The 24,796-nt window shown below is 38.8% G+C and carries 28 protein-coding genes; 8 read left to right on the forward strand and 20 right to left on the reverse strand.

Annotated features, from left to right (window positions below):
• The first annotated feature begins 8 nt into the window (after positions 1-8).
• The 4 genes from xni (at position 9) to AABI99_RS03335 (ending at position 4,130) form a co-directional block, all read left to right on the forward strand.
• On the forward strand, positions 9-782 hold the full coding sequence (xni, locus tag AABI99_RS03320; RefSeq protein WP_338363298.1) for a flap endonuclease Xni: 774 nt from the start codon (positions 9-11) through the stop codon (positions 780-782).
• A gap of 69 nt (positions 783-851) precedes the next feature.
• Positions 852-1,238, forward strand: coding sequence for a DUF3192 domain-containing protein (locus tag AABI99_RS03325; protein ID WP_338363300.1), 387 nt, complete (start codon positions 852-854; stop codon positions 1,236-1,238).
• Between the two features lie 6 nt (positions 1,239-1,244).
• Complete coding sequence (locus tag AABI99_RS03330; RefSeq protein WP_338363302.1) at positions 1,245-2,933, forward strand: hypothetical protein; 1,689 nt, start codon at positions 1,245-1,247, stop codon at positions 2,931-2,933.
• Between the two features lie 189 nt (positions 2,934-3,122).
• Entirely contained in the window at positions 3,123-4,130 is a 1,008-nt protein-coding gene (locus tag AABI99_RS03335; RefSeq protein ID WP_338363303.1) for an isocitrate dehydrogenase, read from the forward strand.
• A gap of 162 nt (positions 4,131-4,292) precedes the next feature.
• On the opposite strand, the gene AABI99_RS03340 is transcribed toward AABI99_RS03335, so the two are convergent.
• Entirely contained in the window at positions 4,293-7,292 is a 3,000-nt protein-coding gene (locus AABI99_RS03340) for an immune inhibitor A domain-containing protein (RefSeq protein WP_338363305.1), read from the reverse strand.
• Positions 7,293-7,734: 442 nt separating this feature from the next.
• On the opposite strand from AABI99_RS03340, the gene AABI99_RS03345 reads away from it, so the two are divergent.
• Both AABI99_RS03345 and ilvN read left to right on the forward strand, forming a co-directional pair.
• Positions 7,735-9,459: an acetolactate synthase 3 large subunit gene (locus tag AABI99_RS03345; RefSeq protein ID WP_338363307.1), complete on the forward strand. Its 1,725-nt coding sequence runs from the start codon at positions 7,735-7,737 to the stop codon at positions 9,457-9,459.
• Positions 9,459-9,956, forward strand: coding sequence for an acetolactate synthase small subunit (gene ilvN / locus AABI99_RS03350; RefSeq protein WP_004586403.1), 498 nt, complete (start codon positions 9,459-9,461; stop codon positions 9,954-9,956). The genes AABI99_RS03345 and ilvN overlap by 1 nt, the downstream gene beginning before the upstream one ends.
• A gap of 108 nt (positions 9,957-10,064) precedes the next feature.
• Here ilvN and AABI99_RS03355 read toward each other — a convergent pair whose 3' ends face one another.
• The 16 genes from AABI99_RS03355 to AABI99_RS03430 form a co-directional block, all read right to left on the reverse strand.
• Entirely contained in the window at positions 10,065-10,340 is a 276-nt protein-coding gene (locus AABI99_RS03355; protein ID WP_004586404.1) for an HU family DNA-binding protein, read from the reverse strand.
• Between the two features lie 206 nt (positions 10,341-10,546).
• Positions 10,547-11,086 carry a DUF3833 domain-containing protein gene (locus AABI99_RS03360; RefSeq protein WP_338363319.1) on the reverse strand — a complete coding sequence of 180 codons (540 nt, stop codon included), beginning with the start codon at positions 11,084-11,086 and terminating at the stop codon, positions 10,547-10,549.
• Position 11,087: 1 nt separating this feature from the next.
• The gene (locus AABI99_RS03365; protein ID WP_338363321.1) at positions 11,088-11,600 is read right to left on the reverse strand and encodes a chalcone isomerase family protein; all 513 of its coding nucleotides are present in this window, start codon (positions 11,598-11,600) and stop codon (positions 11,088-11,090) included.
• 11 nt (positions 11,601-11,611) lie between these two features.
• Entirely contained in the window at positions 11,612-12,124 is a 513-nt protein-coding gene (locus AABI99_RS03370; RefSeq protein ID WP_338363323.1) for a DUF2878 domain-containing protein, read from the reverse strand.
• Positions 12,099-13,361, reverse strand: coding sequence for a cyclopropane-fatty-acyl-phospholipid synthase family protein (locus AABI99_RS03375; RefSeq protein WP_338363325.1), 1,263 nt, complete (start codon positions 13,359-13,361; stop codon positions 12,099-12,101). The genes AABI99_RS03370 and AABI99_RS03375 overlap by 26 nt, the downstream gene beginning before the upstream one ends.
• 57 nt (positions 13,362-13,418) lie before the next feature.
• Entirely contained in the window at positions 13,419-14,156 is a 738-nt protein-coding gene (locus tag AABI99_RS03380; protein ID WP_338363327.1) for a DUF1365 domain-containing protein, read from the reverse strand.
• On the reverse strand, positions 14,149-15,405 hold the full coding sequence (locus AABI99_RS03385; protein ID WP_338363329.1) for an FAD-dependent oxidoreductase: 1,257 nt from the start codon (positions 15,403-15,405) through the stop codon (positions 14,149-14,151). The genes AABI99_RS03380 and AABI99_RS03385 overlap by 8 nt, the downstream gene beginning before the upstream one ends.
• Positions 15,402-16,112 carry an SDR family NAD(P)-dependent oxidoreductase gene (locus AABI99_RS03390; RefSeq protein ID WP_338363331.1) on the reverse strand — a complete coding sequence of 237 codons (711 nt, stop codon included), beginning with the start codon at positions 16,110-16,112 and terminating at the stop codon, positions 15,402-15,404. Before AABI99_RS03390 ends, AABI99_RS03385 begins: the two co-directional genes overlap by 4 nt.
• Before the next feature lie 2 nt (positions 16,113-16,114).
• Positions 16,115-16,543 carry a nuclear transport factor 2 family protein gene (locus tag AABI99_RS03395; protein ID WP_338363332.1) on the reverse strand — a complete coding sequence of 143 codons (429 nt, stop codon included), beginning with the start codon at positions 16,541-16,543 and terminating at the stop codon, positions 16,115-16,117.
• Position 16,544: 1 nt separating this feature from the next.
• A complete protein-coding gene (gene phrB / locus AABI99_RS03400) occupies positions 16,545-17,936 on the reverse strand; it encodes a deoxyribodipyrimidine photo-lyase (protein WP_338363334.1) in 1,392 nt (463 codons plus the stop codon).
• On the reverse strand, positions 17,936-18,889 hold the full coding sequence (locus AABI99_RS03405) for a DUF523 and DUF1722 domain-containing protein (RefSeq protein WP_338363336.1): 954 nt from the start codon (positions 18,887-18,889) through the stop codon (positions 17,936-17,938). The genes phrB and AABI99_RS03405 overlap by 1 nt, the downstream gene beginning before the upstream one ends.
• An 8-nt stretch (positions 18,890-18,897) precedes the next feature.
• On the reverse strand, positions 18,898-19,578 hold the full coding sequence (locus tag AABI99_RS03410; protein ID WP_338363338.1) for a ChrR family anti-sigma-E factor: 681 nt from the start codon (positions 19,576-19,578) through the stop codon (positions 18,898-18,900).
• Entirely contained in the window at positions 19,571-20,194 is a 624-nt protein-coding gene (locus tag AABI99_RS03415; protein WP_338363339.1) for a sigma-70 family RNA polymerase sigma factor, read from the reverse strand. Before AABI99_RS03415 ends, AABI99_RS03410 begins: the two co-directional genes overlap by 8 nt.
• Positions 20,195-20,262: 68 nt before the next feature.
• Complete coding sequence (locus AABI99_RS03420; RefSeq protein WP_338363358.1) at positions 20,263-20,844, reverse strand: LON peptidase substrate-binding domain-containing protein; 582 nt, start codon at positions 20,842-20,844, stop codon at positions 20,263-20,265.
• Positions 20,845-21,067: 223 nt separating this feature from the next.
• Entirely contained in the window at positions 21,068-21,340 is a 273-nt protein-coding gene (locus AABI99_RS03425) for a hypothetical protein (RefSeq protein WP_338363342.1), read from the reverse strand.
• 226 nt (positions 21,341-21,566) lie between these two features.
• Complete coding sequence (locus tag AABI99_RS03430; protein ID WP_338363344.1) at positions 21,567-21,926, reverse strand: hypothetical protein; 360 nt, start codon at positions 21,924-21,926, stop codon at positions 21,567-21,569.
• Between the two features lie 167 nt (positions 21,927-22,093).
• On the opposite strand from AABI99_RS03430, the gene AABI99_RS03435 reads away from it, so the two are divergent.
• Both AABI99_RS03435 and AABI99_RS03440 read left to right on the forward strand, forming a co-directional pair.
• Positions 22,094-22,723: a hemolysin III family protein gene (locus AABI99_RS03435; RefSeq protein WP_338363346.1), complete on the forward strand. Its 630-nt coding sequence runs from the start codon at positions 22,094-22,096 to the stop codon at positions 22,721-22,723.
• The gene (locus AABI99_RS03440) at positions 22,713-22,949 is read left to right on the forward strand and encodes a hypothetical protein (protein ID WP_338363348.1); all 237 of its coding nucleotides are present in this window, start codon (positions 22,713-22,715) and stop codon (positions 22,947-22,949) included. Before AABI99_RS03435 ends, AABI99_RS03440 begins: the two co-directional genes overlap by 11 nt.
• A 305-nt stretch (positions 22,950-23,254) precedes the next feature.
• On the opposite strand, the gene AABI99_RS03445 is transcribed toward AABI99_RS03440, so the two are convergent.
• From AABI99_RS03445 to AABI99_RS03455, 3 genes are all read right to left on the reverse strand, one after another.
• Positions 23,255-23,557 (reverse strand): hypothetical protein, encoded by a 303-nt coding sequence (locus tag AABI99_RS03445; protein ID WP_338363350.1) that lies wholly within the window; start codon positions 23,555-23,557, stop codon positions 23,255-23,257.
• A 130-nt stretch (positions 23,558-23,687) separates the two neighbouring features.
• Positions 23,688-23,993, reverse strand: a complete 306-nt coding sequence (locus AABI99_RS03450) for a hypothetical protein (RefSeq protein ID WP_338363352.1) — start codon at positions 23,991-23,993, stop codon at positions 23,688-23,690.
• A 133-nt stretch (positions 23,994-24,126) separates the two neighbouring features.
• Positions 24,127-24,796 (reverse strand): LysE family translocator (locus AABI99_RS03455; protein ID WP_338363354.1); only part of this gene is annotated, 670 nt, incomplete at its 5' end.

Genomic DNA, 24,796 nt, shown 5'->3' on the forward strand with positions numbered 1-24,796 from the left:
TTGACTATTTGAAACCCCATTTACTTTTAATTGATGCGCTTAATTTAATTAGGCGCATTTACGCAGTTGACGCTAACCAAACACACCATAGTGAAGAGCACATGCTAAAAGCAAGCTGCGCGCGTGTAGCGCATGCATGTAAAAAGCTATTGCAATCAAGCAATGCAACTCATGCAATTGCTGTATTTGATGGTGATAAAAGCTGGCGCTATCATTTTTATAAAGATTACAAACATTCAAGAGCTCCCATGCCACAAACGCTAAAAAATGCGTTAGTGGATTTTAAACACGCTATTGAACAAACAGGTATTGTGGTATTTGAGCCTATAAATGATGAAGCAGACGATATTATTGCAACCCTTGCAGATAAAGCCGCCACTAATCATATAAGCAGCACGATTGTTTCTACTGATAAAGGGTTTTTACCTTTTTTGAGCAACTATATTTGTGTGTACGATTACTTTAAAAAAATCTACCTAAATTGCGACAGCATTGAGCAGCGTTTTGGTGTGGAGCAAAGTAAGCTCATTGATTTTTGGGCTTTAGCAGGCGATAAAACTAACGACATACCCGGCGTGAAAGGCATAGGGACTAAATCTGCCCAGCTTATTGTCAATACATACCCAAATATAGATAGCGCCATAGAAGATGATGCCCTATCAAGCAGTATTCAAAAAAAGCTTTTAGAACACAAAAATATGTATGTTACTTCTAAACAGTTAGTAACGTTACGTACAGATATTCAACTAGGGTTTAGTTTAAAGCAGCTGAGGTTGCGTTAGTCGCATGTTGATAGCACTGTTTAAGCACACAGCATATACTCACTATAATGTTGCGAGTGTGAGTCAAAAATGATTAAAAAGTTTATAAGATACTTAATACTAGGGTTAGGCTTGTATGCACTCATCGCATCGTTAGTGATTACATTTTATAAAGATGATCCGCAAGCAATGATATGGCAAGACCGTGAGGCCTTTAACGAGCGTTACATTAATAAGCTGTCAATTGATGAGGCGGTTACTTTAAATAGTGTACTCGATTATTTAGGCAGCCCTGATTTAACCTACGCTAAGCGGAATAAAGACCAAGTATGGCAGATTGTTTTTTACCGCACTCAGCACCAAACTTCAGATGGCATAACCACAATGGATGAATGCACCGGCTTATTATTTAAAAATGGTGAGTTATTTTTATGGGGTCCCAGCGCCTATACTACTTATCAGGAAAAGATCAGGTGATGGCCAATGGATGAGCCAATTTCAAAACAGTTGATACGGTTAGTACAGAACACACAAAAAATACTGACACTTTATGATGATAAAACACAGTGGCAGCATTTGTATCCGCTTGTAGCACAAACAGCCCAGCATTACCGCATTTTGTATCAGCTTCAGCCCCATGCTCTGCAAGCGCGTTTGAGCTTGTATATTGGCCAATACGACTTTGCAACAAACCTAGTCATTAATCAGTGTGTGCTAAGTACTGCATTGTGTGTAAGCCAAGGGTACGATAATGAATTAACCGAGAGTTATATTAGTATTGCACTCACTGAGCACTGCTGCGTAGTAGCGCAACACAATAAAATGGCACAGCAGCAAATACTCACCCTCAGCGATAAAAAAATATGGCGCTTTCGCCACCAGCTAGCGGCTAAAATGTTACTTAGTGCAAAGCACCCTGCTCACAATAGCGTGCGTATGTTGGCTAAATTAAATAAGTATAAGCATGCATTACTGAGCGCTAGCGATATCATGCTTTACGATAATGCCATTACCTTGTGTGCATTAAGTAATATAATAGCGATGAACATCACCTATACATCAAAAAAAAATCCTTTAGGCTTTTATAAAGCGTTATCGCAGCTATATATCAAAACAAACAACTCATTTGCACAAAAGTTAATTAAAGGGTTAGTAGCGCATATAGGACCGCACTTGCCGGGGAGTAAAACTGTTTACTGCGAACAAGCCATGGTGTATTTGGCCAGTGATAAGGCAAATAAACATATACTTATTAATGCCAATAATGAGAATAAATTAGCGTGGTACAAAGTTAAAACAAGACTTAACGATCAACCGCTGCAATGGCTATGTACAGATAAACGGGTATTATTTTTAGCCTGGAATAATGAACATCTAGTAGCAAATAAAACTAAGCCGATAAACTCTAAAGCCGAGTTAATAGCCTTGGTTAGCCATATAAAAGTGGCGCACGAATATAGCTTTAAAGGTTTAGATAAATTACTAGCCCCTTTTAGCGAAATAACACATAAGCTCTGCCAAGCAGTTAGACCTTATAACAATCAGCACCAAGCTGCTAAAGATCTACGTCATAGCTTATCTATGGTTGGCTACGATAATGCACCGGCGATCATTCAGCGGGTTATATTTGAGCAACTAGTGGATACATCAGATCATCCACATAAACACATCGTACTTAATAAACTTAATAGCCTTAATCGTATTTTAGCGTTAATGGTAAGTAATAACCCTAAACAGCAATTTGAACATATAGCCTTGCCCATTTATGGTTACGTACATTATTTATTGACTTATTGTAGTAGCCAGCTCTCACCAAAAGTACCTATAAACAGCGCACCTAACCAAACCTACAGCGTCCCATTGGCAACCTTTTTTGGGGTTGAAACGATTGATAAAGAGCATTTAAATACAGAGCTAACGCAATTACTAAGCGATAACCCATGGACCAAAGCACTGCTCGATGCTGAACAACAGCCCAAAAAAGAGCTAAACGAGCAACACAAACTGTGGATTAGTTTAAAGGTCATAGCGCAAAGTGTTTTCAAACCCGATTTACCCCTAACGCCTTGGCAACAACAAACCTTAAATGCGCAACTAAAAGCACAAGGCTTTAAATCACAGGATGACTTTTTTGCGCAACTGCAAGGCTTATCACTGTATAACAGCATTTAAGTCACTTATGCTCACTATAACCATAGATTATACCCCGTATTTATAGTATAAACTGGCAAAATGGGCGATAAGTTGGTATAAATGCGCCCTCAAAATATATCCACATACGTCACATAAATGACCTAACAAGCAGTTACTATTATTAGTAATAATTTATGTGCGTTTTTTATTCTTTTAAAGGAAAACTCAATGGCCAAACAAACCATCACAGTGATCAAAGGCGACGGCATCGGTCCGAGCATTATCGACTCAGCACTTGAAATATTAAAAGCCGCAGGTTGCGATTTTGATTATGAATTTGTTGATGCAGGCCTTGCTGCACTAGAAAAAACTGGCGAGCTACTTCCTCAAGAAACAATTGATACAATAGCTAAAAATAAAATCACACTTAAAGGGCCATTAACAACACCTGTAGGTGAAGGTTTTACATCTATTAACGTAACGTTACGTAAGCAATTTGGTTTATATGCAAACGTACGCCCTGTTAAATCATTTGTAGGTACTAAAGCACGTTACGATGATATCGATATCATTACTATCCGTGAAAATACCCAAGGTATGTACTCAGGTTTAGGTCAAGTAGTAAGCGAAGACGGTAACGAAGCAGAAGCTAAATCTGTAATTACTCGCGAAGGCGCTGAAAAAATCATCACGTTTGCTTACGAGTTAGCTGTACGTGAAGGCCGTAAAAAAGTAACCGCAGTACACAAAGCAAATATCTTAAAATCAACTTCCGGCTTATTCTTAAAAGTTGCACGAGAAGTTGCTGAACGTTACCCGCAAATAGAATCAACTGAAATGATTGTTGATGCAACATGTATGAAGCTAGTAATGACGCCTGAAGAATTTGATGTTGTCGTTACAACTAACTTATTTGGCGATATTTTATCTGACCTATGTGCTGGCTTAGTTGGCGGTTTAGGTATGGCACCAGGTGCAAACATTGGTGAAGATGCCGCTATTTTTGAAGCTGTACACGGTAGTGCTCCTGATATCGCAGGTAAAAACCTAGCAAACCCTACTTCAGTAATTTTAGCGTCTATCCAAATGCTTGAGCATTTAAATATGGGTGATACTGCTGAGCGTATTCGCAGCGCTGTTGCTGAAGTAATTAAATCAGGCGATCGCACAACACGCGACTTAGGCGGCAGCCACGGTACAACTGATTTCACTCAATCAGTAATCGACCGTTTATAATTAAACAAGTTTAGTCTTGTTTTAAGCCTAAAAAGCCAGCATGTTGCTGGCTTTTTTGTATTTTTAGTTTTGCTAATTGAATCAGTTGGCATAACGAAGCTATTAATTTAAAAAGTTTTTAACTTAGCTAGCATCACCTTCTAAACAACTAGTATTAGATTATTAAACATTTTTGCCCATGCGCCGATAAAAACCACCTATCACTAATAGCGCGATTAAATAACCAATTGCCCCACCACTAGATGATGACTCAGTTTGCGCTTCTTGTATAGAAACTGTTAAATCACTACTTATAACGTCATTGGTTTGATTGTCTGTAAGTGTAAGTTTTACCTTATAACTCCCTGCGCTTTGGTAGTTATGACTTGGGTTTTGCGTTGTACCTAGTGGGCTACTATCACCATAATCCCAGCTATATGTATAATTACCTGAACCACCTAATGGTGAGCTATTAAATTGCACCGCTAAGTTATTTGCTGTAAAGCGTGTACTTAATTGCAGCGGCACGCTTACACTCAAAGCCTGCTGTTGGCTAACACTTATCCCTTGCGCATCGGTTACGCTTAACGCAAAGGTGTAATCGCCAGAATAACTAAACTGGTAATCTAGTTTTTCAGTTTGCGATACAGGCTCACCATTTATGAGCCAACTTATCTCGTAAGGTCCGTCTCCACCACTGACGGTTGCTTGAGCAGATAATGTTGCTCCGTTTAACTGATACGCTAAATTTTCAATTTCTAGCGGCTTTGTGATAGTAATTTGGCTAGTTTGTGTTTGTGTAGCCGTCTCACCCATTGCCGAAAATATAACGCTATAGGTGCCATAACCGGCGTAGGTATGTGTAGGGCTTAGCTCTATGCTCGATTGCCCATCACCAAAGTCCCATAAAAATGTATCTGTGGGAGTTAAGTCTAAACCAGCTACATTAAAGTTAACGGTTGTCTCGTTTACTGTTGTGATTATTTGTTGTTGTGCATCATAGCTCAGCAAAAGCTCTGCAGTTTCACTTTCAGGGTGTTGGCTAACTATTTCAAAGTTAAACCCTTGGGGAGTAATCACCACCCCTGATTCAGGCTGCTGCGTAAAGCTGTAATCAAAATGATCATTAAACTCACTAATGGCCGCTAAGTCTTGATCGCCTAACCCCGCACTTTGCTGATATAAACTAAATGCAGCGTCGCGCACTTGTATAGGTGTATCTGCCAGTGTACTGCTACTTGTACCACGATAAATTGGCTTTTGATCTGCATCAACCACTAAATTAAAACCACCCCCTGGGTGCTCAGTGGTATTATTGTTATCAAAGGCACTATTGCCATACCACAATAAAACACCCGGTGAGTATTGCTCTGTTTGTAAACCGGCATCCATCCCTTTGTGTGCGCGTAGCTGTAAATAGTAGTGGGCTGCTTTAGCATAAATATAACTACTCACGCGGCTGAAACCATTTAACGCTAAGGTAGGACTTGGCTGCTCTGCGTTATTTTGCCAAATCACAGTATTGTTGTGTGTTATTTTTAAATCATCGGCTACAAAGCCATAATAATGTGTGTTTGTATCGCTAACATACTCAATACTTAATGTAATGGTTTGTCCTGCATATTGTGTTAAATCAAACTCATGCTTTAAAAAGCCATTAGGTTGCTGCGCATCTGCATGTAAAAACGAATCACCACTTATATACGGGCCTATATCTCCATAATAGGGGTTTGTCTCAGTTGTGTAATTACCCGCTAAAGGGTTTTGATTTACCTTAACTTGCACAAGGTCATAATCGCGTTCAATACTGTAGTAAGCTAAAAAGCTAAGAGTCAGAGGTGTAACCGCCTCAGGTAAAGTCACCGTTTGTGAAAGTGTCTGTGTTAGATTATTGCCTGTACCAGAATAAAACTGAAAATCACCTTCAACTGGGGTTTTAAATTTTTCGAGCTGCTGCGCAAGGCTTACTTTAATTTGATTTTGCTGCTGAGAAAGTGAGCTCGTGTAAACAAGCGACTGCTGAGGCTGGGTATTCACTTCCTCCATGGTTAAATTAAGCTGGTTCACCCAATTGCCTTGGTATCGGTTTTGTAAATACTCAAGCGCCTGCGCACTAAACATAACCGGCTGTGATCCCCGAGGGCCACCAGCCCAGCTACCTGTAGACATGATAGACCACGAGGCGACAGGCTCACCTGCGGTAAAAGATTGCAAATCATATTCGTCAGGTAACCCTAAATCGTGACCAAATTCATGTGCTACTACCCCAATACTGGCATCAATCGGGTTGATTGTATAACCCGATAACTTGATATTACTTCCCGCTATAGTGACGGGTTCACTGTTCTCGTCAAATACGTAGTAGCGGTGCGACCAAATTGCATCAGTTCCTAAATAGCCTCCGCCAGATTCTTCACCTATGCTCGAATGAAAAACCATAACATGATCTATAATGCCGTTGGGTTCATTGATAATGCCGTCGTTATCTATGTCATCTAAGTCTGTTAAATCGTATTGGCTTAAATCAATATCAAACTGCTCAACAGCTTTTTCTACCGCCTCTTTTATCAATGCGGGCGCATTTATATCTCGGGTAGTACCTACACGCTCTCCATAGGTTTTAGCATTAAAATCTGCCCTAACCCACCCGTATACTTGCCCGCTAAAAGTTAAGCTCGCACCAGAAGCACCGTAGTAATAATCGTGTACACTACTAAGGCTTTCATTATTAGGGCCTACAAATCCCCCTTTATTAAAAAGCAATTGGTGGTAATGCTCCCTTGTGTAGTCTTCGTAATACATGTCGGTATCATCAGCAACAAGCTGGTTTTCATCGTACTTTAAATCAGGAAAGTCGATTAAAATAGCCAACACTTTGACCTCAGTCAGCGTGTTGTTGGAGCTAACCGCACTTGAATATTGCAGCTGCTTATTAGCTTGCTTAGCAGTTAAACGCGCTTTTATGGCCGAAACAGATTTTAACTGCGAAGGGCTTACCTGTGAGGTATTCGCTAAATAGCTTTCAACCGTTGGCTTGTTAGTGCTTTGTTGGGTATCGCCGCGTTTATTTAACCAATACTCTATTCTTTGTTTGTTAATAATACCTGGGTCATGCGCACTGGTATTCGCTGCGTTAACATTTATGCTGCAAAGGAGTAAGCCAAGCCCTATTATTTTTTTCACTGTATCTTCCCCTGATAAATTATTGCTCTATGATACCTAATATATGCATTAAGCATAGTGCTCAAACAATCTATTTACCCGTTAGAGTTACTGAAAAAATTAGCATAAATTCTTCTTATTTCTCACAGAACTAAAAACACACTGCACGCTTTTTAAATAAAAATAATTTATTTTGCAATTTTAATCCAAAATAGCACTTTCAAGGTTGACATAAACACGTAAAACACTTAAAAATAACTGCATATAGAATTATTAATCTAAAGCAGTTTTTTGCTTTTACAAAGTGACAATTATGAAAAAACAACTTCACCTTTTAATCGTGCTCGTAGTGGTCTTAGTGATAAGCCCAGCGGGGATGTATTAAAAAGTGAAATTGCTTTTTAAAAACCCTCGCACTACGCGGGGGTTTTTTTATGCATAAACAGCGCACAGAGGAATGAGGATGAGCAAACACGAATACAATGGTTCTGAACTAGTTGTTCGGGCATTAAAAGAGTTAAAGGTTAAGTATATTTTTGGCTACCCGGGTGGGTCGGTTTTAGATTTATACGATGCACTTTTTCAGCAAGAAGACATTGAACACATTTTAGTGCGTCACGAGCAAGCTGCAACGCATATGGCGGACGGTTATGCCCGTGCCACAGGTGAAGTAGGTGTTGTACTTGCCACCTCAGGCCCTGGCGCAACAAACTGTATTACGGGTATTGCTACTGCGTATATGGACTCAATCCCAATGGTAGTTTTATCGGGGCAGGTACCAACAAGCTTAATTGGTGATGATGCTTTCCAAGAAACTGACATTGTTGGTTGTTCTCGCCCGGTTGTAAAACATAGCTTTAACTGCAGAAGCGCTGAAGAAATTCCGGCAATTTTAGCCAAAGCGTTTTACATTGCCAGCTCTGGTCGCCCTGGTCCTGTGGTTGTAGAGCTACCTAAAGATATGCTCAACCCAGCAATCAAATTTGAATACAAGTTTCCTAAAAGAACAGAGCTTAGAACATACAGCCCTAATACCAAGGGGCACTCAAAGCAAATTCGCAAAGCAGTGAGTGCTATTTTAGAGGCTAAAAAGCTGGTTATATACTCAGGTGGCGGTATTATTTTATCTAATACCTCAGAGCAACTAACTCGTTTAGTTGAGTCATTAAATGCTCCGATAACAAATACATTGATGGGTTTAGGCGGTATTTCAGGTGTTCACCCAAATTACGTCGGTATGTTAGGGATGCACGGTACGCTAGAGGCTAACAAAGCCATGGCCAACGCTGATGTAATTTTAGCACTGGGCGCACGCTTTGATGATCGAGTAACCAATAATGTTAAAAAGTTTTGCCCTAATGCAACCATTGTTCATGTCGATGTAGACCCGACTTCTATTTCTAAAACCATAAAAGCGCATATTCCGGTTGTGGGCTGTTTAGCCACTGTGATGGAGCAACTACAAGCCGGCATAGATAATAGCAATATTCAAATTGATCGCAGTGCACAAGAAGATTGGTGGCGACAAATTATTAGCTGGCGCGAACAAAAGTGCCTAAGTTACAACACCGACGGTGACAAAATTAAGCCACAAGCTGTTATAGAAGCAGTGTATAAAGCAACCAATGGTGACGCGTATGTAAGCTCAGATGTAGGTCAACACCAAATGTTTGCAGCGCAGTATTATCCATTTAAAAACCCTCGTCAGTGGATTAACTCAGGGGGCTTAGGCACCATGGGCTTTGGCCTGCCCGCAGCGATGGGTGTTAAGCTTGCCTTTCCGGATAAAGAGGCAGTGTGTGTCACCGGCGATGGTTCGATTCAAATGAATATTCAAGAACTCTCTACATGTTTGCAGTACAACTTAGCTGTAAAAGTGGTTTCACTAAATAACCGCTCGTTAGGCATGGTACGCCAATGGCAAGATATGATTTACGGTGGTCGCCATTCATCATCTTATATGGAGTCATTACCTGATTTTGTAAAACTGGTTGAAAGCTATGGCCATGTGGGCATAAAAGTAGATACGTTGGATGAACTTCAACCCGCTATAGATAAAGCTATGAGCATAAACGACCGTTTGGTATTTTTAGATATTAACGTTGATGAAAAAGAGCATGTGTACCCAATGCAAATAAAGCTAGGTGGCATTGATGAGATGTGGTTACGTAAAGGAGTAAAAGCATAATGCGTCGTATATTATCTATTTTATTAGAAAATGAACCGGGTGCCTTGTCTCGCATTGTTGGGCTTTTTTCACAACGCGCCTACAACATAGATAGCTTAACAGTGGGCACCACTGATGACGAGTCATTGTCACGCATCACCATTACCACTATGGGTGATGATAGAATCGTTGAACAAATTACTAAACAAGTTAATAAATTAGTTGATGTACTTAAAATTATTGATTTAACCGAAATGAGTCACATTGAGCGTGAATTATTACTAGTTAAAGTATTTGCTCAAGACGAAACCACACGTGCCGCTGTTACACGCGTTGTAGATGTGTTTCAAGGTGCAATTTTAGATATGGGACGGCAAAGCTACAGTTTACAATTGGTAAGCAGCACAGACAAAATAGAGTCGTTTTTAGATACCCTACGCCACGAAACCGATATTATTGAAGTGGTGCGCTCTGGTGCTGTAGGTATTGGCCGTGGTGATAAAGCCTTAAAAGCATAAAACCTACTTAGCTAAATTTATAAATTAAAAGCCACTATTTAGTGGCTTTTTTATTGGCAAAAAAAAAGAGCTTAATAGCTCTTTTTTAAAAAATCTGTAAAGCGCCAATTAAGGGTTTACTTGGTCTTTAAGACCCTTACCTGCTTTAAAGCTTGGGATAGTTGCCGCTGCGATTTGGATCTCAGCACCCGTTTGTGGGTTACGGCCAGTACGTGCTGCACGTTCTTTAACTGAGAAAGTACCAAAACCTACTAATGCAACTGAATTACCTTCTTTTAAAGAAGAAGTTACAGCGCCAGTAAACGCGTCAAGTGCACGTGTAGCAGCAGCTTTAGAGATTTCTGCATCAGTAGCGATTTTTTCAACTAATTGAGCTTTATTCATTGTTAGATTCCTATTCGTTATTATTTTGCCTTCGCAAAACCTATCTTTATGCATTTTTAAGGAGTTAGCAACAGCAAATTGCATTTTTTGCTTAAATACTTAGAAAATGCGTAAAATTTTAATAATTCTCGGTAAAATACAGCGTATTGGGTTAACTAGAACTTAATTTAAGTACACAAAAGGCACACATTAAAGAACGCACTGAACTATATTTTTTCGATCACTAAGGTTACTTCCCCAACCTCGACCCCAAACTTAACAATAGACGTACGGTTAATCAAGCGAGATTGTGTAACCAAGTACATCCAATCATCAAAGTTTACTTCAAGCGTGCTGCCGTCATAGGGTAAAGCCACATTGTAGTTCCAATGAAACACGCTGCCGGCGCTTTTTCCCGTCGCCATACCAAGCACGTCATCAGCTCGTCCTACTAGGGTATTATCATCATTGAGGGTGACATACCAAACACGTTTTTGAGTTTCTCCGTCATCATACACAAAATCTTCTTCTATAACGCCCTCGTTACCCTCCCAGCGTGCATTCATAGTAACGACAAGCTTACGTGTTAGTTCGCCTTTATAATCTTGCACAACGCCGTAGGCTTTTAAGTCACCACTAAAAAACGCTTTAAAATCGAATTCTGGATTGCTGTTATTATAGTGCTCTACTTTTGGCGCGGAGCAGCTCACTAAAAATAATGCGGCCATTAAAATGCATAGCTGTTTAAATTTATTTATATTACGCATGTTAAATCCCTAATAATTGTTTTCTAAGTGCTGGCTCTGAAGTGTTTGGGCTTAGCCAGATAGCTAAAAATTGGTTGGCAAATTGCGAGTCTGTAATTTCACCTAGTTTTTGATCGTTATGATAAAAGGTGGATTGACCGTCTGCTGCTGTATGCAAGCTCAAAGACTCACCTTTTTTAATGTCTGGCCAAAGCGAGAGTAATTTATCTGCGTATTTGGCTGATAAATTACTTTTGCCTAAATGCTGCCATTGCTCTTTAGTTGCTTTAACGATGTCTTTAGCTGCAAAATCACGCAAATAGGTGAGCTTAAATTTAACCGGGTGTGTATTTTGTTCGTACCCTCCTGATTCGGTGTATAGGGTTGCATCGTAAACATCCCAAAATAAATATTCCATACGCGCCTCGCCCACTTTTTTAAAGTCAGTCTGCTCTTCACTAAAACTTAATGGAGTAAAAAAAATAGCCACCGTAACTGCGGCCACTACTGCACATGTTTTTGCGGTGATACTCATACAGGATCCTGTTATTGCTTGCTAAATTTTAAAATCGATTTGATCTTTTGGTTAATAATAAGAATTAATGAAAAGGCTGCAGCCCAAAGTGCGCCATACAAAAGCCAAAATGCCCACACAGGTGTATAAATATCAAGCACGCCAAATTGAGCACCTGAATAATAACTAATTGGCGCAAAAGCTAAACACACCAAATAGGCTTGCCAAACTTTAAGGTTTGTAATAAACGCCATTGAGGTGTTTAAGCAAAGAATTAGTGCCGCCCATAGTAAGACTAACCAAAGCGGAAAAGGTGATACTTTAAACTCCAGAAGGTTTAACTCTGTAGCTAGATACTCACACAACAGCGCTATGGGTAAAGCTTTTACTAAAAGTAGCGCGTCGAGCTTACGTTGCTTCGATAAAGCAAACATAAGCACGACAATAACTGATGTGTATAAAACAGATTGCGCTTCAAAAAACAGTGATAAAAACCACACTGTTTGAAAAAGCACAAAATTAATAATTAAGGGCAATTTCGTCATTTTGACTGGTGAAGCGGGGTTTGCGTGCCATTAAATGAACAGTGCTCGTTGCACGCGTTCTAAATGCTCCCTCACAATATGCAAAGTAGAACAGCCACAGCCTGTAAAACCGCTCATCAAATTTATCACTGTCTAACGTATGCCAGTTTTCAATAAAACGAGTACGCCAATCAGCTAAGGTTCTCGCATAATGAGCGCCAATATCATTTACTGTGTGTATGACCATATCACTATTATTTTTAATTTGCTCGCTCATCTCATTAAGTGATGGCAAACAACCACCTGGGAAAATATACTGCTGAATAAAGTCGGAATTTTTAAGATAATGCTGATAGCGCTGATCACCAATCGTAATTGCTTGAATAAGCATCGCACCATCTTCTTTGAGCAAACTATTACATTGTTTAAAAAAGCTTGGTAAGTATTCGTGACCAACAGCTTCAATCATTTCTATTGAGACAAGCTTGTCGTATTGACCTTCTAGTAAACGATAATCGAGCTTGAGCAAGGTTATATTATTTTCAAGACCTAACTGTTTTATCTTGTTCTCAACATAGGCATATTGTTCATCCGAAATCGTTGTTGTGGTCACATGGCAGTTGTAATGTGTGGCCGCGTAAATAGCAAACGCCCCCCAGCCTGTGCCTATTTCGATAATAGAATCGCCTTCGCTTATTTCTACTTGCTCGCATATGCGCTTGAGCTTATTTTGTTGAGCATCCTCAAGTGAGGCGTCTTTTGAAGGGTAAACAGCACAAGAATAAAGCATTTCATCACTTAAGAATGATTCGTATAAATCATTTCCTAAATCGTAGTGCGCGACAATGTTCTTTTTAGAGCCAGATTCAGAATTGCTATTTTTAAAGTGGTTAAAACGGTGAGCAATACCGCTAAAAAATGAGAATTTTTTCTCAAATTCATCGAGCTGCTTTTGATTAATAGCAAAAATTTGAATTAGATTTGTTAAATTATCGCAAGACCATTGCCCGAGAATGTAAGACTCACCAGCACCAACACTGCCTGATAACGCAAACGCTTTGTACATAGCGGTGTCGTTAACCGTTATCGTGGTTTTTAAATCTGAATGCTGTTGACCAAACACAATAGGATCATTGTTTTCAACTAACACTATTTGACCGATTTCTATACTTGCAAAAGCTTTAGTGACAAGCTTTTTATATAAACTTGTAAACCAACCTGTTTGCTCTTGACAACTTATACTCGAGACTTTTTCCATCTTGAACCCTTTATAATTGTGTCGCTACCTGCAACCAAGCTTTTCTATTTAACTATACTAAGGTTTTCCTGAATGACCTAAAAAAGGAACCCTTTTAATGAACAGTTTAAGCGCTTGAACATAAATACCTTTAAAAATAGAGAACGTCATTGCAGGAAATTTTTTTAATAATTTACTAACTTCTTGCTTAGTTAACTGACTTCGTTTTAACCGCAAAGAAGCGTCAAACAACAACTCATCTCCACGTTTATTTTCTATATGTATTAATGTGTTAGAGGCAGTGTGCTGTATCTGCCAATGGTAGTCCATATCTAAATTCATAAAAGGTGATACGGAGAAAGCTTTTTTAAAGTTCACTTTTTTTTGTAGCGGCACCAAATAGTAGTGACGTTCATTCCACGGTGTATTACTTACCTCAGCCACCATATACTTAAAGTTATCAGTGCTGTTACCATAAAAGTAAAAGTTCACAGGACTAAAATAAATTCCCAAACACCTAAGCTGACCAAGCATATAAATGTGTGAGAACGTTTCTTTAACGCCTAGCTTTTCTATTTGGCACTGTGCACGTTCAAAAATACTTAATGGCTCTGAATTTGGCAGAGTATTTAAATAGTCAGCTTGGTTAAAACGCAGCGCTTTAAAACCAAAAGTACCTAACATAGGATGTATATTGTTGAGTAACAATGGATTTTTTAAATCTACCCACATCATATAAAGTGGGTATTTAAACTGGTGCTTTTTTTCAGCAAAACGGCGATGCCTAACATCGCCTAAGTAAACAGCGCTATTCAAATTCAACACCTAGCTGTTTGGCCACATCGACCCCACTGCGTACGCCATCTTCATGAAATCCGTTATACCAGTACGCCCCACAAAAATAACTGTTATTTTGGCCATCAACAGTGTGTTTTAGCTTTTGCGCGGCAATAGATGATTCATTAAAAACAGGATGATGGTAGGTAAATTCGCGTAATATATTGGCTTTTTTAATGCCTTCTAAGTGATTTAGGGTTACGCAAAATTGAGTGTCTGAGTCGATACCTTGCAGTATATTCATTTGGTATGTAACAACCGCTGCTTTATCGGTATTTTCGTTTAGAAGGTAGTTCCAACTTGCCCAAGCGGCTTTTCTATCTGGCAGTAAACTAGTATCTGTATGCAGTACGACTGAATTTTCAGTATAAGGAATTGCACCTAATACAGCCTGCTCCTGTTCACTTGCATCACCAAGTAGCTTGAGGGCTTGATCTGAGTGACATGCAAATACCACTTTATCAAATGTAGTTTGTTCACCATTTTCAAGGGTAATAATTACTTTATTATCTACACGCGTAACCGTCTTTATATCGGTGTTTAGTTTTATCCTGTCTGCAAAACCTTTGATCAGCGGCTTAATGTATTGCTTAGATCCACCTGGAATTACATACCACTGCGGCCTATTTGTGATATCAAGTAAGCCATGGTTGTAAAAAAACTTTACAAAAAACTCAACCCCTACATTTTGCATTTCTTTAATACTGGTAGACCAAATTGCAGCACCCATGGGTAGAATGTAATGGTACTTAAAAAAATCATTAAAACCATGAGCGTCTAAAAGTTGACCTAGTGTTTGGTCTTTTGCGTAGTTTTGACTGCTGTGCATGGCCTTGCATAATTTATTAAACTTAATTATATCGCTTAACAAACGCCAAAACTTAGGCCTAAATATATTTCTTTTTTGTGCAAATAAGCTGGCAAATGTGTGTCCGTTGTACTCAAAGCCGCTTGCTTGATTATGAACACTAAAGCTCATTTGTGTTTCTTGTCTATCTACGCCAATGCGCGCGAGTAGTTTTTCAAAGTACGGGTAAGTGCGATCATTAAATACTATAAAGCCCGTGTCTATTGCACGTTTAACTCCCGCATCAGATATCTCAACTGTTGCGGTATGGCCACCAATATAATCGTTTTTTTCAAATACAGTAATATCGTAATGCTTGTGCAGTAAATAAGCACACGTTAAACCCGATACGCCTGAACCTATTATTGCTATTTTTTTCAACGGGTTAATCCTTTTGCTAAACGTAACCAAAGCGGTAACGGTAAAATGCGTAATGCTTTTAAAATAAGTGTGAACCGATAAGGAAAATGAACCTCTTTACGGCGTTTTTCTATCCCTTTTATCATGTAATCAGCAGCCTCAGTTGCGGTGACAGCCATGGGCATCGGAAAATCGTTTTTATCTGTTAAAGGCGTTTTCACAAAGCCTGGGTGTACTAAGGTGACATCAACATCGTTTAAATCTAATGCTAAGCTTTTTGCTAGATAACTTACTCCGGCTTTGGATGCGCCATAAGCCTCTGAGCGTGGTAAAGCCAAGTAAGTAACACTTGAGCTGACAAGCACAAGCTGACCACCAGGAGAAATTTTAGGTAATAACGCCTCTAAGCAGTAGCCCATGGCAAGCAGGTTTACTGTAATCACACGTTCAAATAGAGCGCTGTCAAAGTTACGGGCATCATCAACATACTCACAGTTCCCCGCATTTAAAATTACTTTATCAAAACAACTATACCCGAGCGTTGCTTGCTTTATATCTTTTAAATCAGTTGCATCAAACTGACACGCTTTTATATTTGTGTGTTTTTCAAGCTCAGCTAATTTTTCAAGATTCCTGCCGCATGCAATCACTGTATTACCTTGCTGGGCATACTTAATAGCAAGCTCTTCGCCAATACCTGAGGTTGCACCTGTAATTAAAATATTCATCGCTACCCTGCTCGTTTATCTATGTAATTGATAACACCACCTAATAAAGGAATATGCTTATAAAGCAGTTCCCCTACATTAAAGTAGTCACGGTGTTTTATAATTTTTCCTGCTTGAAAAGTCAGCTTACTGTGGCCCTCTACCGATATTGTTTTACCTGAAGCTAGTTTCGGATGCGCATAATGCATAGTCCAATACAAAAATGCGTTATCACCTTGCTCGTAAGTATCACTTATATCAAATTGACAATGCTTAACATTACTATATAAATTTGAAAAGTAACGAGTAAGTTCATTTAGCCCGTTAATTTCATGCATAGGGTCTGTAAAATTAATTTGCTCAGAATAAATATCATTAAGCAAATGCAGATTTGTTTTATCGAGCTGTTGATATATATCTACAAATTTTGCTACCGGTAATACTGATTCCATATCACACCTTAAATGCGGCTATTGCACGTTCGCGAGCCGCTTTATGATCCACAATTGCAGGCCAGTAACAGTGTTTATCTGCCCCTATAGACGCTAAATAAATATGGGGGAAATGAATATGTTTATCTGGCACATTTTCTAGTTCTGGTAGGTATTTACGTATAAATTTACCATCAGGATCAAAGCGCTCACTTTGAGTAATAGGGTTAAATACACGAAAATATGGCTGAGCATCACAGCCTGTGCTTGCCGCCCATTGCCACCCGCCATTATTAGACGCTAAATCGCCATCAATAAGGTGCTGCATAAAAAACTGCTCGCCCTCGCGCCAATCAATTAATAAATGCTTGGTTAAAAAACTGGCAACCACCATCCTTAAGCGATTATGCATCCATCCCGTTTGCACTAACTGGCGCATTGCAGCATCAACAAGCGGATAGCCTGTTTTACCTTCGCACCAGGCTTTAAATTCAGCGTCGTTTTTTCGCCATTTAACAGCGTTATATTTTTCGTTAAAGTTCTCACCTCGAGATAGCTTTGGGTATTCACTTAACAGGTGTCGGTAAAACTCTCGCCATATAAGCTCGTTGACCCAAGTAAACGTTTTGTTTTTTGAGGTTGTTAATATATCTGGGTAACGGCTTTGAATATTAACTAACAGTTGTTTAGGGCTAATTATGCCTAATGCTAAATATGGGCTTAGACCTGATGTGCCTTTAATGCTGGGTATATCACGCTGGTCATCATAGAGGCTCATTTTATCGCAAATAAAATTATCAACAATTGTTGCTAAACTTTCTTCATCAACTGGCCACTTTTCTGAGCAACCATCTGATTTTAATTCCTTTGTACTATTATCCGAAGGCTGCTCTTCTAACGGCCACGGCGTCAAACTAAAATGTGTATCTTGATATTGTTTCAGCCATTGCTTTTTAAATGGCGTAAACACTTTATACATTTCATTGCTTTGGTTTTTAACACTACCAACAGGGGCGATTACATCCCCTTCATAAAGCGTAAAAGTAATGTCTTTATCATCACACTGTGCGAGTATTTTTGCATCACGATTAACTTCATTAAGCTCATACTCTTTATTAGCAATAATATGCTTAATATGGTGTTTATCGCAAAATGATAGTAATGCTTTTTCACAATCTTCAAAGTAAGGGGCTTCAATCACATACAGCGCTATCGAGTACCTTGCCAATTGCTCAGACAAGTAATTAATGCGCCTTTTTAGTAAATCTATTTGAATGGGTGCTGCATTGTGCTGTTGCCATTGTTTTTCGCAGATAAAAAAAATGGCCTGTTTAGCGCCATTGTTTAACGCTTCAATAAGCGCTTCGTTAGAAAAAAGGCGCAAATCGCGCCTAAACCAAAAAAGTGTATTCATTATATGCCGTAACGTAATTTGAGTTCATTAGGATAAGGATTAAAAAACACCTGTTTTTCTAAGTATTCATTGGGGTGAACTTTAAGGTGATGTTTTAATAATGTCAGTGGTACGTACAAAGGAACAAGCCCTTGACGGTACTCATCAATGGCATCACGTAGTTCTTGCTTCTCTATCTTAGATAAGTCTTTTTTAAAGTAGCCTTGTAAATGCATCAATGTGTTGCTGTTATTTCGTCGCGATGCTGGTTTTTTAAGACCCTTCATCAACCCCGAAATATACTCGTCAGCTAATGCATTAATATCATCGCCTTTGTAAGTTCCCAATAAATTACCCAAATCACGGTACGCTTGGTAATTATGTGCCATGAGTAGGTACTTATATTGAGAATGGAACTGGGTAAGCTTGTGCACTGAAAGCGGATCAGCAGCTAATAACTGCCACTGCTTATATGTAAAAACGCGCAACACAAAATTTTCGCGTAAGTGCATGTCATTTAAGCGGCCATTTTCTTCGCAGGGTAGCAATGGGTTGTGCTTCATAATTTGCTCTGCAAAAAAGCCAACCCCTTCAGATGTATTGCCAGTACCCGCTTCGTTGTAAATTTTTATTCTTTCCATACCGCAGCTCGGGCTTTTAGCACAAAAAACAAAACCACTTAGGTTTTGTGCTTGCTCTGTTGCTACTTTTTTACCGTACTCTGTAAGCTTTGGTCCTACATCTTCGGTGCCATCAGGGCGACACACTTTGATTGTGTCACCCACACGAACTTGTCGAATTGTAGGCCGAGGAATAGGTAAACCAACCGCTACCTCTGGGCAAAAACGCGTGTACTCTACGTGTTTGCCAAGTTCATCCATACAAAAGTTAGACTTTTTATGGCCTGAATCAAAACGAACTTTTTCGCCTGCTAAGCAGGCGCTAATCCCTATTTTTATAGTGTCTGTATGCATAAATTCTCTTAATAAATCAAGTTACCTATAGGATTAAGTAACTTACTGAGCCCTTTATTAAAATGTAGTGCACTACTGACTACTGTAAAGCATAAACAGCCATCTTTTGTAAGTGGCGTATGCTGATTTGCTCCATCTTGCCAAATAAAATCGCCTGGTACATAGGTTCCTTCTTCATCACTAAACTCACCATCAAGTAGTAATGTTACTTCAAAACCGGTATGGGTATGCTCAGGTATCTCACCACCTGGACCAATATGCAATAGGCTAGAGCGTAGAGGCCCGTCTTCAATGGCAACACGTGAGCGAGCAAGTTTACCAACATGGGTAAAGCGGCCATGAGAAATACGGGTCAATGCACGAGGCAATTTGTAGTTATGTTCATTCACTTTAATAGTCACAGGGTCGACTTCATAAACCTCGTCTATGCTCGTATCAGATGTGATTAAATCAAGTAAATCAGTATCAAAATCTAAATTGTCTGGTTCTTGACTAGTTGTTGCATTGCTAATTTCATGATTTGTGTCGCTAAAAAGCGCTTTTGCGTTAGCAGCTTCTTGCTTTGCCACCTTTTCTTGACACACAGGACACATATCAACATGTATTGATACTGCAAGACTTAACGATGCAGGTAACTGCGCTGAACAATATTGTGCTAGTAAAGTGTCACTAGGGTGATGTTTAATCATGCTGATCTCCCATTTCATTACGTAATTTTTGCAAGGCTAAACGCAATCGTGATTTTACCGTGCCTACAGGAATATTAAGTTGTTGAGCAAGTTGCTCTTGCGACATATCTTGAAAGTAAACGCCTCTGACTACCTCTCGCTGCGCTATTGGTAGCTTGTCTAAGTAACGTTTGATTTGTTTATCTTCTAAGTGGTCGCTAAATTCAACTGTTGTATCTTGAGTCTCATTAATAAGGGGCCAAATATCTTCGCTTATGTTCTCTTCTTTGTTGCTTTTCATTTTACGAAGCATATCAAATGACGCGTTACGCATTACTGTGTAGACCCAAGTTGTAGCTGCGCCTTTATCGCTATGATAAAGATGAGCTTTACGCCATACTGACGTTAATGTTTCTTGTACAAGCTCCATTGCTTGGGCTTCAGAGCCAAATTGCTTTATTCCGAAGCGTTTAATTTTTGGTGAAAAATACTCAAACAAATAAGCAAATGCGCGTTTATCTCTTGAGGTGGCTACATCTAGCAAAGCTTGCATAAGCTCTTCACTTGGCGTCTCTGGCATGGCAGTATATTTACCTGTATTAGGTGCACAACGTGGTGACTGTTGTTGACTTACCATAATAGTTAATCCCCATTATATTTTTATACACTCTGATACGCAGTGTAATAAAGCAAGGATCAAATTATTTAGGCAAATTCATTATTGAGTACAGTATGGAGGAACTTAAGTAAGTTAGCAAAGTTACTTTCAAACGCAAGTTGCTGTTTTTTATCAATAGAAATTGGTAAAAGTTCAAGCCAGCGTGCTGCCACCCACGCCAAATTATCAAACTTAGTTTGCTTATATAAAATTGAGAGCTCTTTATTATTAGAGAATATATCCTGTAAAGAGTCAGACAACCGCTGATCTTCAGCCGAAATTTCGCTGTGCTCGTCACTGTACCAATAAGGTGTGTTGCACTCACGTACTAAACCGTGTCGCAACTGGGTTTTATCTTGATAAACGTCGTCTATTTGTACGCTTTTTTGTGCGTATACATCAATAAGTAGCGTGTTACTTGGATCTTGATCAAAGTCTATAATATCGACCAAACACCCCTGCGCACTAATATTAAAAGGTGTGTCGTGCTCAAAAGTACATAGGACAAAACCTTCGCTATTGTGCAGTGCGTTTTTAACCATATTTAAATACCTTGGCTCAAAAATACGCAAACGCGTGTAGCCTTCAGGTAATAAAAAAATCGGTAAGGGGAAAATCGCACGTTTCATAAAGTCTACTTCTGTAAATTGCTCTGCCTTCATTTACGTGCGTTTTGACTAAGTCGATCAGCTTGGTTAAATCGAATTATTTACCAAAGGCACTAAGCGTTAATCCAACTCCCCATCCCCTTAATTACCTGTAACATAAAGTAAACACTCATCATACTTACTACCGGTGCTAACATTAGTGCAAATAATCCTAATTCGTTACTCATCGTCTTATTCCTTGTATTTACTTAGCTTGAGTTTCAGAAGAGGCTGACTGTTTTACACTTTCATCGTCTTCTTGTTGAGCTTGTTCGAGTAACTCGTCCAGAATAGCTTGAGCATCAAAATTAAGGCTTTGCGATACTGATTGTTTAAATTCAGCGGTAGCTTGATTTACATAAGTTTTTACATTTTTAGTAATGATATCAGTTACATCTAGATCCACTTCACTCGCATGTACCTGCGTAGAACCTAATACTAATAAACTTGCCATAGCGATTTTAATTGAATGTTTCATAATGGTATTCCTTGTTATGTATATTGTTTAGACGCAATAACATAATCAAAGGTTGTGCCAACAGAAAATTAAAAATTAAGTCATTGATATAAAATGATTATGTACTCACAATACAAATTACAAAGCATTCAGGCATGGCTAATTTAACTAAACATTTTAAAATTTTGACTAACTATTAGTGAATAAATTAAGTTCAATTATTGTTGATTAAAAGCAGCTGTCAGCGTTAATTATTTGTATTGTTAGCCAATGTCGATTTTTTACTCAATCGATACGCATCAGCCATACTAAGTAACCAAATAACCACCATTAATGGTAGGTACTTATACTCTGCTAACTGTGCACATTCACTCGATGGACTTTGGGCCGCTTGTAAAATGCCCGAAAACGTCATCGGAATTTTACCTGCTAAAATTTCATTTGCACTACATTGCGCTACAGCCAAAATATCACCTAATGTCATAAACAAAAGTAGCGTAAATACACCTGCAAAAATGCAGCCTATTAAATGCTTTTTAAGCGAAAAATGCCCTGCCCCAGGATACACAATGGCAGTAAGTAAAACGGCTTTGAGCTCTTTTTTCATGATAAACATGCCTTAATTAATTGAGACTATACGACCACACTATACCCAATTAATTCCTTTTAAAATCAATAAAAGTACGGTGACTAATTTACAGTAACAATGCTGACATTGAAACATTGAGCGTACACCTGTACACTCAAGTTTAATTAATAAGTGGTAGGACAAGTATGACGATAGATGCCCCCTATTCTCGCAAAGAGGAAAAACTCAATGTATTGAGCCATGCATTGGGTATATTTTTTGCCGTGTTTGTCATGTGGGATTTATTTAAACAAGCCACTAGCGTAAAAGCTTATATTAGCACCGCTGTATATGGGGCTAGTTTATTTGTGTTGTTTTTATCATCTACACTTTATCACGCCAGTGTACAACCCAAATTACGCGCTTTTTATAAAAAGTGTGATCACTGCGCTATTTACGTATTAATAGCCGGTACTTACACTCCATTTTTGTTGCTATCTCTTAATGGATTGTGGTCTTGGGGCACACTGAGTTTTATTTGGGCTGTCGCACTTGGTGGCGTAGCTTATAAAGCGCTAGTTAAAAATGCTAATAAAAAAATATCGCTGGCTACCTACTTGCTTATGGGCTGGTTTGCCCTAGCTATTGTATACCCGCTTTATCTAAATATTGATGTAAGCGCACTTTATTGGTTACTCGCCGGTGGCATTTTTTACAGCTTAGGTACTTTATTTTATAGCGCAAAAAGCACCCAATTTAGCCACGCTATTTGGCATTTGTTTGTAATTGCTGGGTGTGTTTGCCATTATATTTCAATCAGTAAATATGTTTATTGATGACAGCTTAGAGCGCGAAGCAGACGGTCGGTTAAACTCGTTTTTGAACAAAAACACATTAGAGTATTTAATCAGTAACGCTTCATTAAAAAGCGAGTTTAGGCTTGCTAAACTTAGTGACGAAGGAACTCGAGCAAGCCGTAACGAGTCTTTCTTTAATGACTTGTTAGCTTTTGATTACATTGGACTTATTTTTAGTACTTGTAAGGTGCTTAGCACCAATTGAACCAATATAAAATAACACCCCAAAGACGCTAATATCAATTAGTAGTTTTTGAATATCAAAAGCATCTGAAAATATAGAATACTCAAAAGAGAATAAATAAAATATACCCTTTGACCCGAAATAAGCAGTTAAGAAAGGGATTAAAAAATTAAGTAAGGATTTGCTTGAGTGATTAATTTCCATATTCATATCTCCGTTATTGATTTAATTAACACAGCTAGAAAAAACAGCTAACGCTTAACATATGGGGATTTTAAGTGCACTTCTTCAGCGAGTAAAGCTCCCACCATGATGTTTTATTAGGTTTATGTTGACGCAACTATTTTGCGTAAACGCTTTTTAATTAATAGCTGTTCACAATATAGAGAAATAAAGCTACCAACCAGGAAAGATGCTAGCAGTAATACCCAGTATAGTGGCGACTGAATTCCTGAAGCCAAAAGAAACAAATTAAATGGTATAACGAAAAGTAAAAAGCCTAATACCTTTAAAAATTCCCTCAACAGTTGGCTACTAGATTTTGCTTCACTGATATATGAGTGGACTTTTTCCTCTGAAGTATCTCCCAATTTAGGAAATATCTTTTTTAACCAGTTTGAATAATTCAATTTTCTATCCTTAGTTGATTAGTAAACCTTACGCTTTACTAATGGGCGCATAAATGCTTGGCTAAAATTAGCGACGAAGGAGCGCAAGCCAAGCATTTTGCGTCCTTTTGAGTAACTTTTTATGCGGATGTTACTGTGAGTATGCTAAAACTAACTGTATGAATACTATTACACCCATTACATACATATTAATAAGTCTAAACTTTTCGAACCGTTTTACTTTTTCATCGTTGATAGTTGAAAAAAATCCCGTTTTAAGTGACTCACTTAAATTTGCATTTGCAACAGACAATGGAGAAGTACCTAAAGAATTACGAGATAACTTTTCCCACTCTTCCGGGTAAGTATTAGATAAATATTTACACATATCTTTGTATTTCTTTATTTGAACAAAAATAAGTATAGAAATTAAAACTAAAGGGATAAAACTTTCCATATACTTGAAACTCCTGTACGTATAACGCTAAGCTAACGGGCACAAATACTGCGCGACAATCGCGAAGCGGCGCAGTATTTGTGTCCCAGTGACCGAAGGGAACGAGTTAAGCGCCTTGTTATGCCAAATGGCTTTAACCTCTTTCGCTCAGGGCTAACTTGATACCTAATGAAATAAACAAAGTTCCTAATGTTCTGTCCAACCATTTACCGATACTAGGGCGAGTATTTAGCAAGTCCTTTAGTCTAGCGCCAATTAAAACAATCGGTATTTCGATAAACGCAGCCACTACGATTATTAGTATGCCATGCAAAAGAAGTTGCGCGCTTTCTGGGCCAGAGCCCACTACAACAAATTGAGGCAAAAATGCGAGGAAAAATATGGCGACCTTGGGGTTTAACACCGACACTAGCAGGCCATGTTTTAAAATTTTGATGTCGCTCATCGCAGGCTCCGATGTTCCTGTAGCCAAGTTAGCTCCTTTAGAAAGCAAAGCCTGAATCCCTAACCAAATGAGATAAAGAGCGCCCACCCACTTTACGACAGTAAATGCGGTAGCTGACGTAGCTAAAATGGCGGATAGTCCGATAACAGAAAAAATGACATGAATAAATGCACCACTCCAGACACCGAACATCGCAAAAAAACCTGCTCGCTTTCCACTTTTTGCTGTTTGAGCCACGATATAAGCCATATCAGGACCTGGCGAGAGATTTAATACAAGAGCAGAAATAAAAAATGCAGCCCAATGCGCCAAGCTATAATCGAACATTGATATTACTCCTATGTGAATTCCGCATAAC

It is taken from the genome of uncultured Pseudoalteromonas sp. (assembly GCF_963922945.1).
Classification (GTDB): Bacteria; Pseudomonadota; Gammaproteobacteria; order Enterobacterales; family Alteromonadaceae; genus Pseudoalteromonas.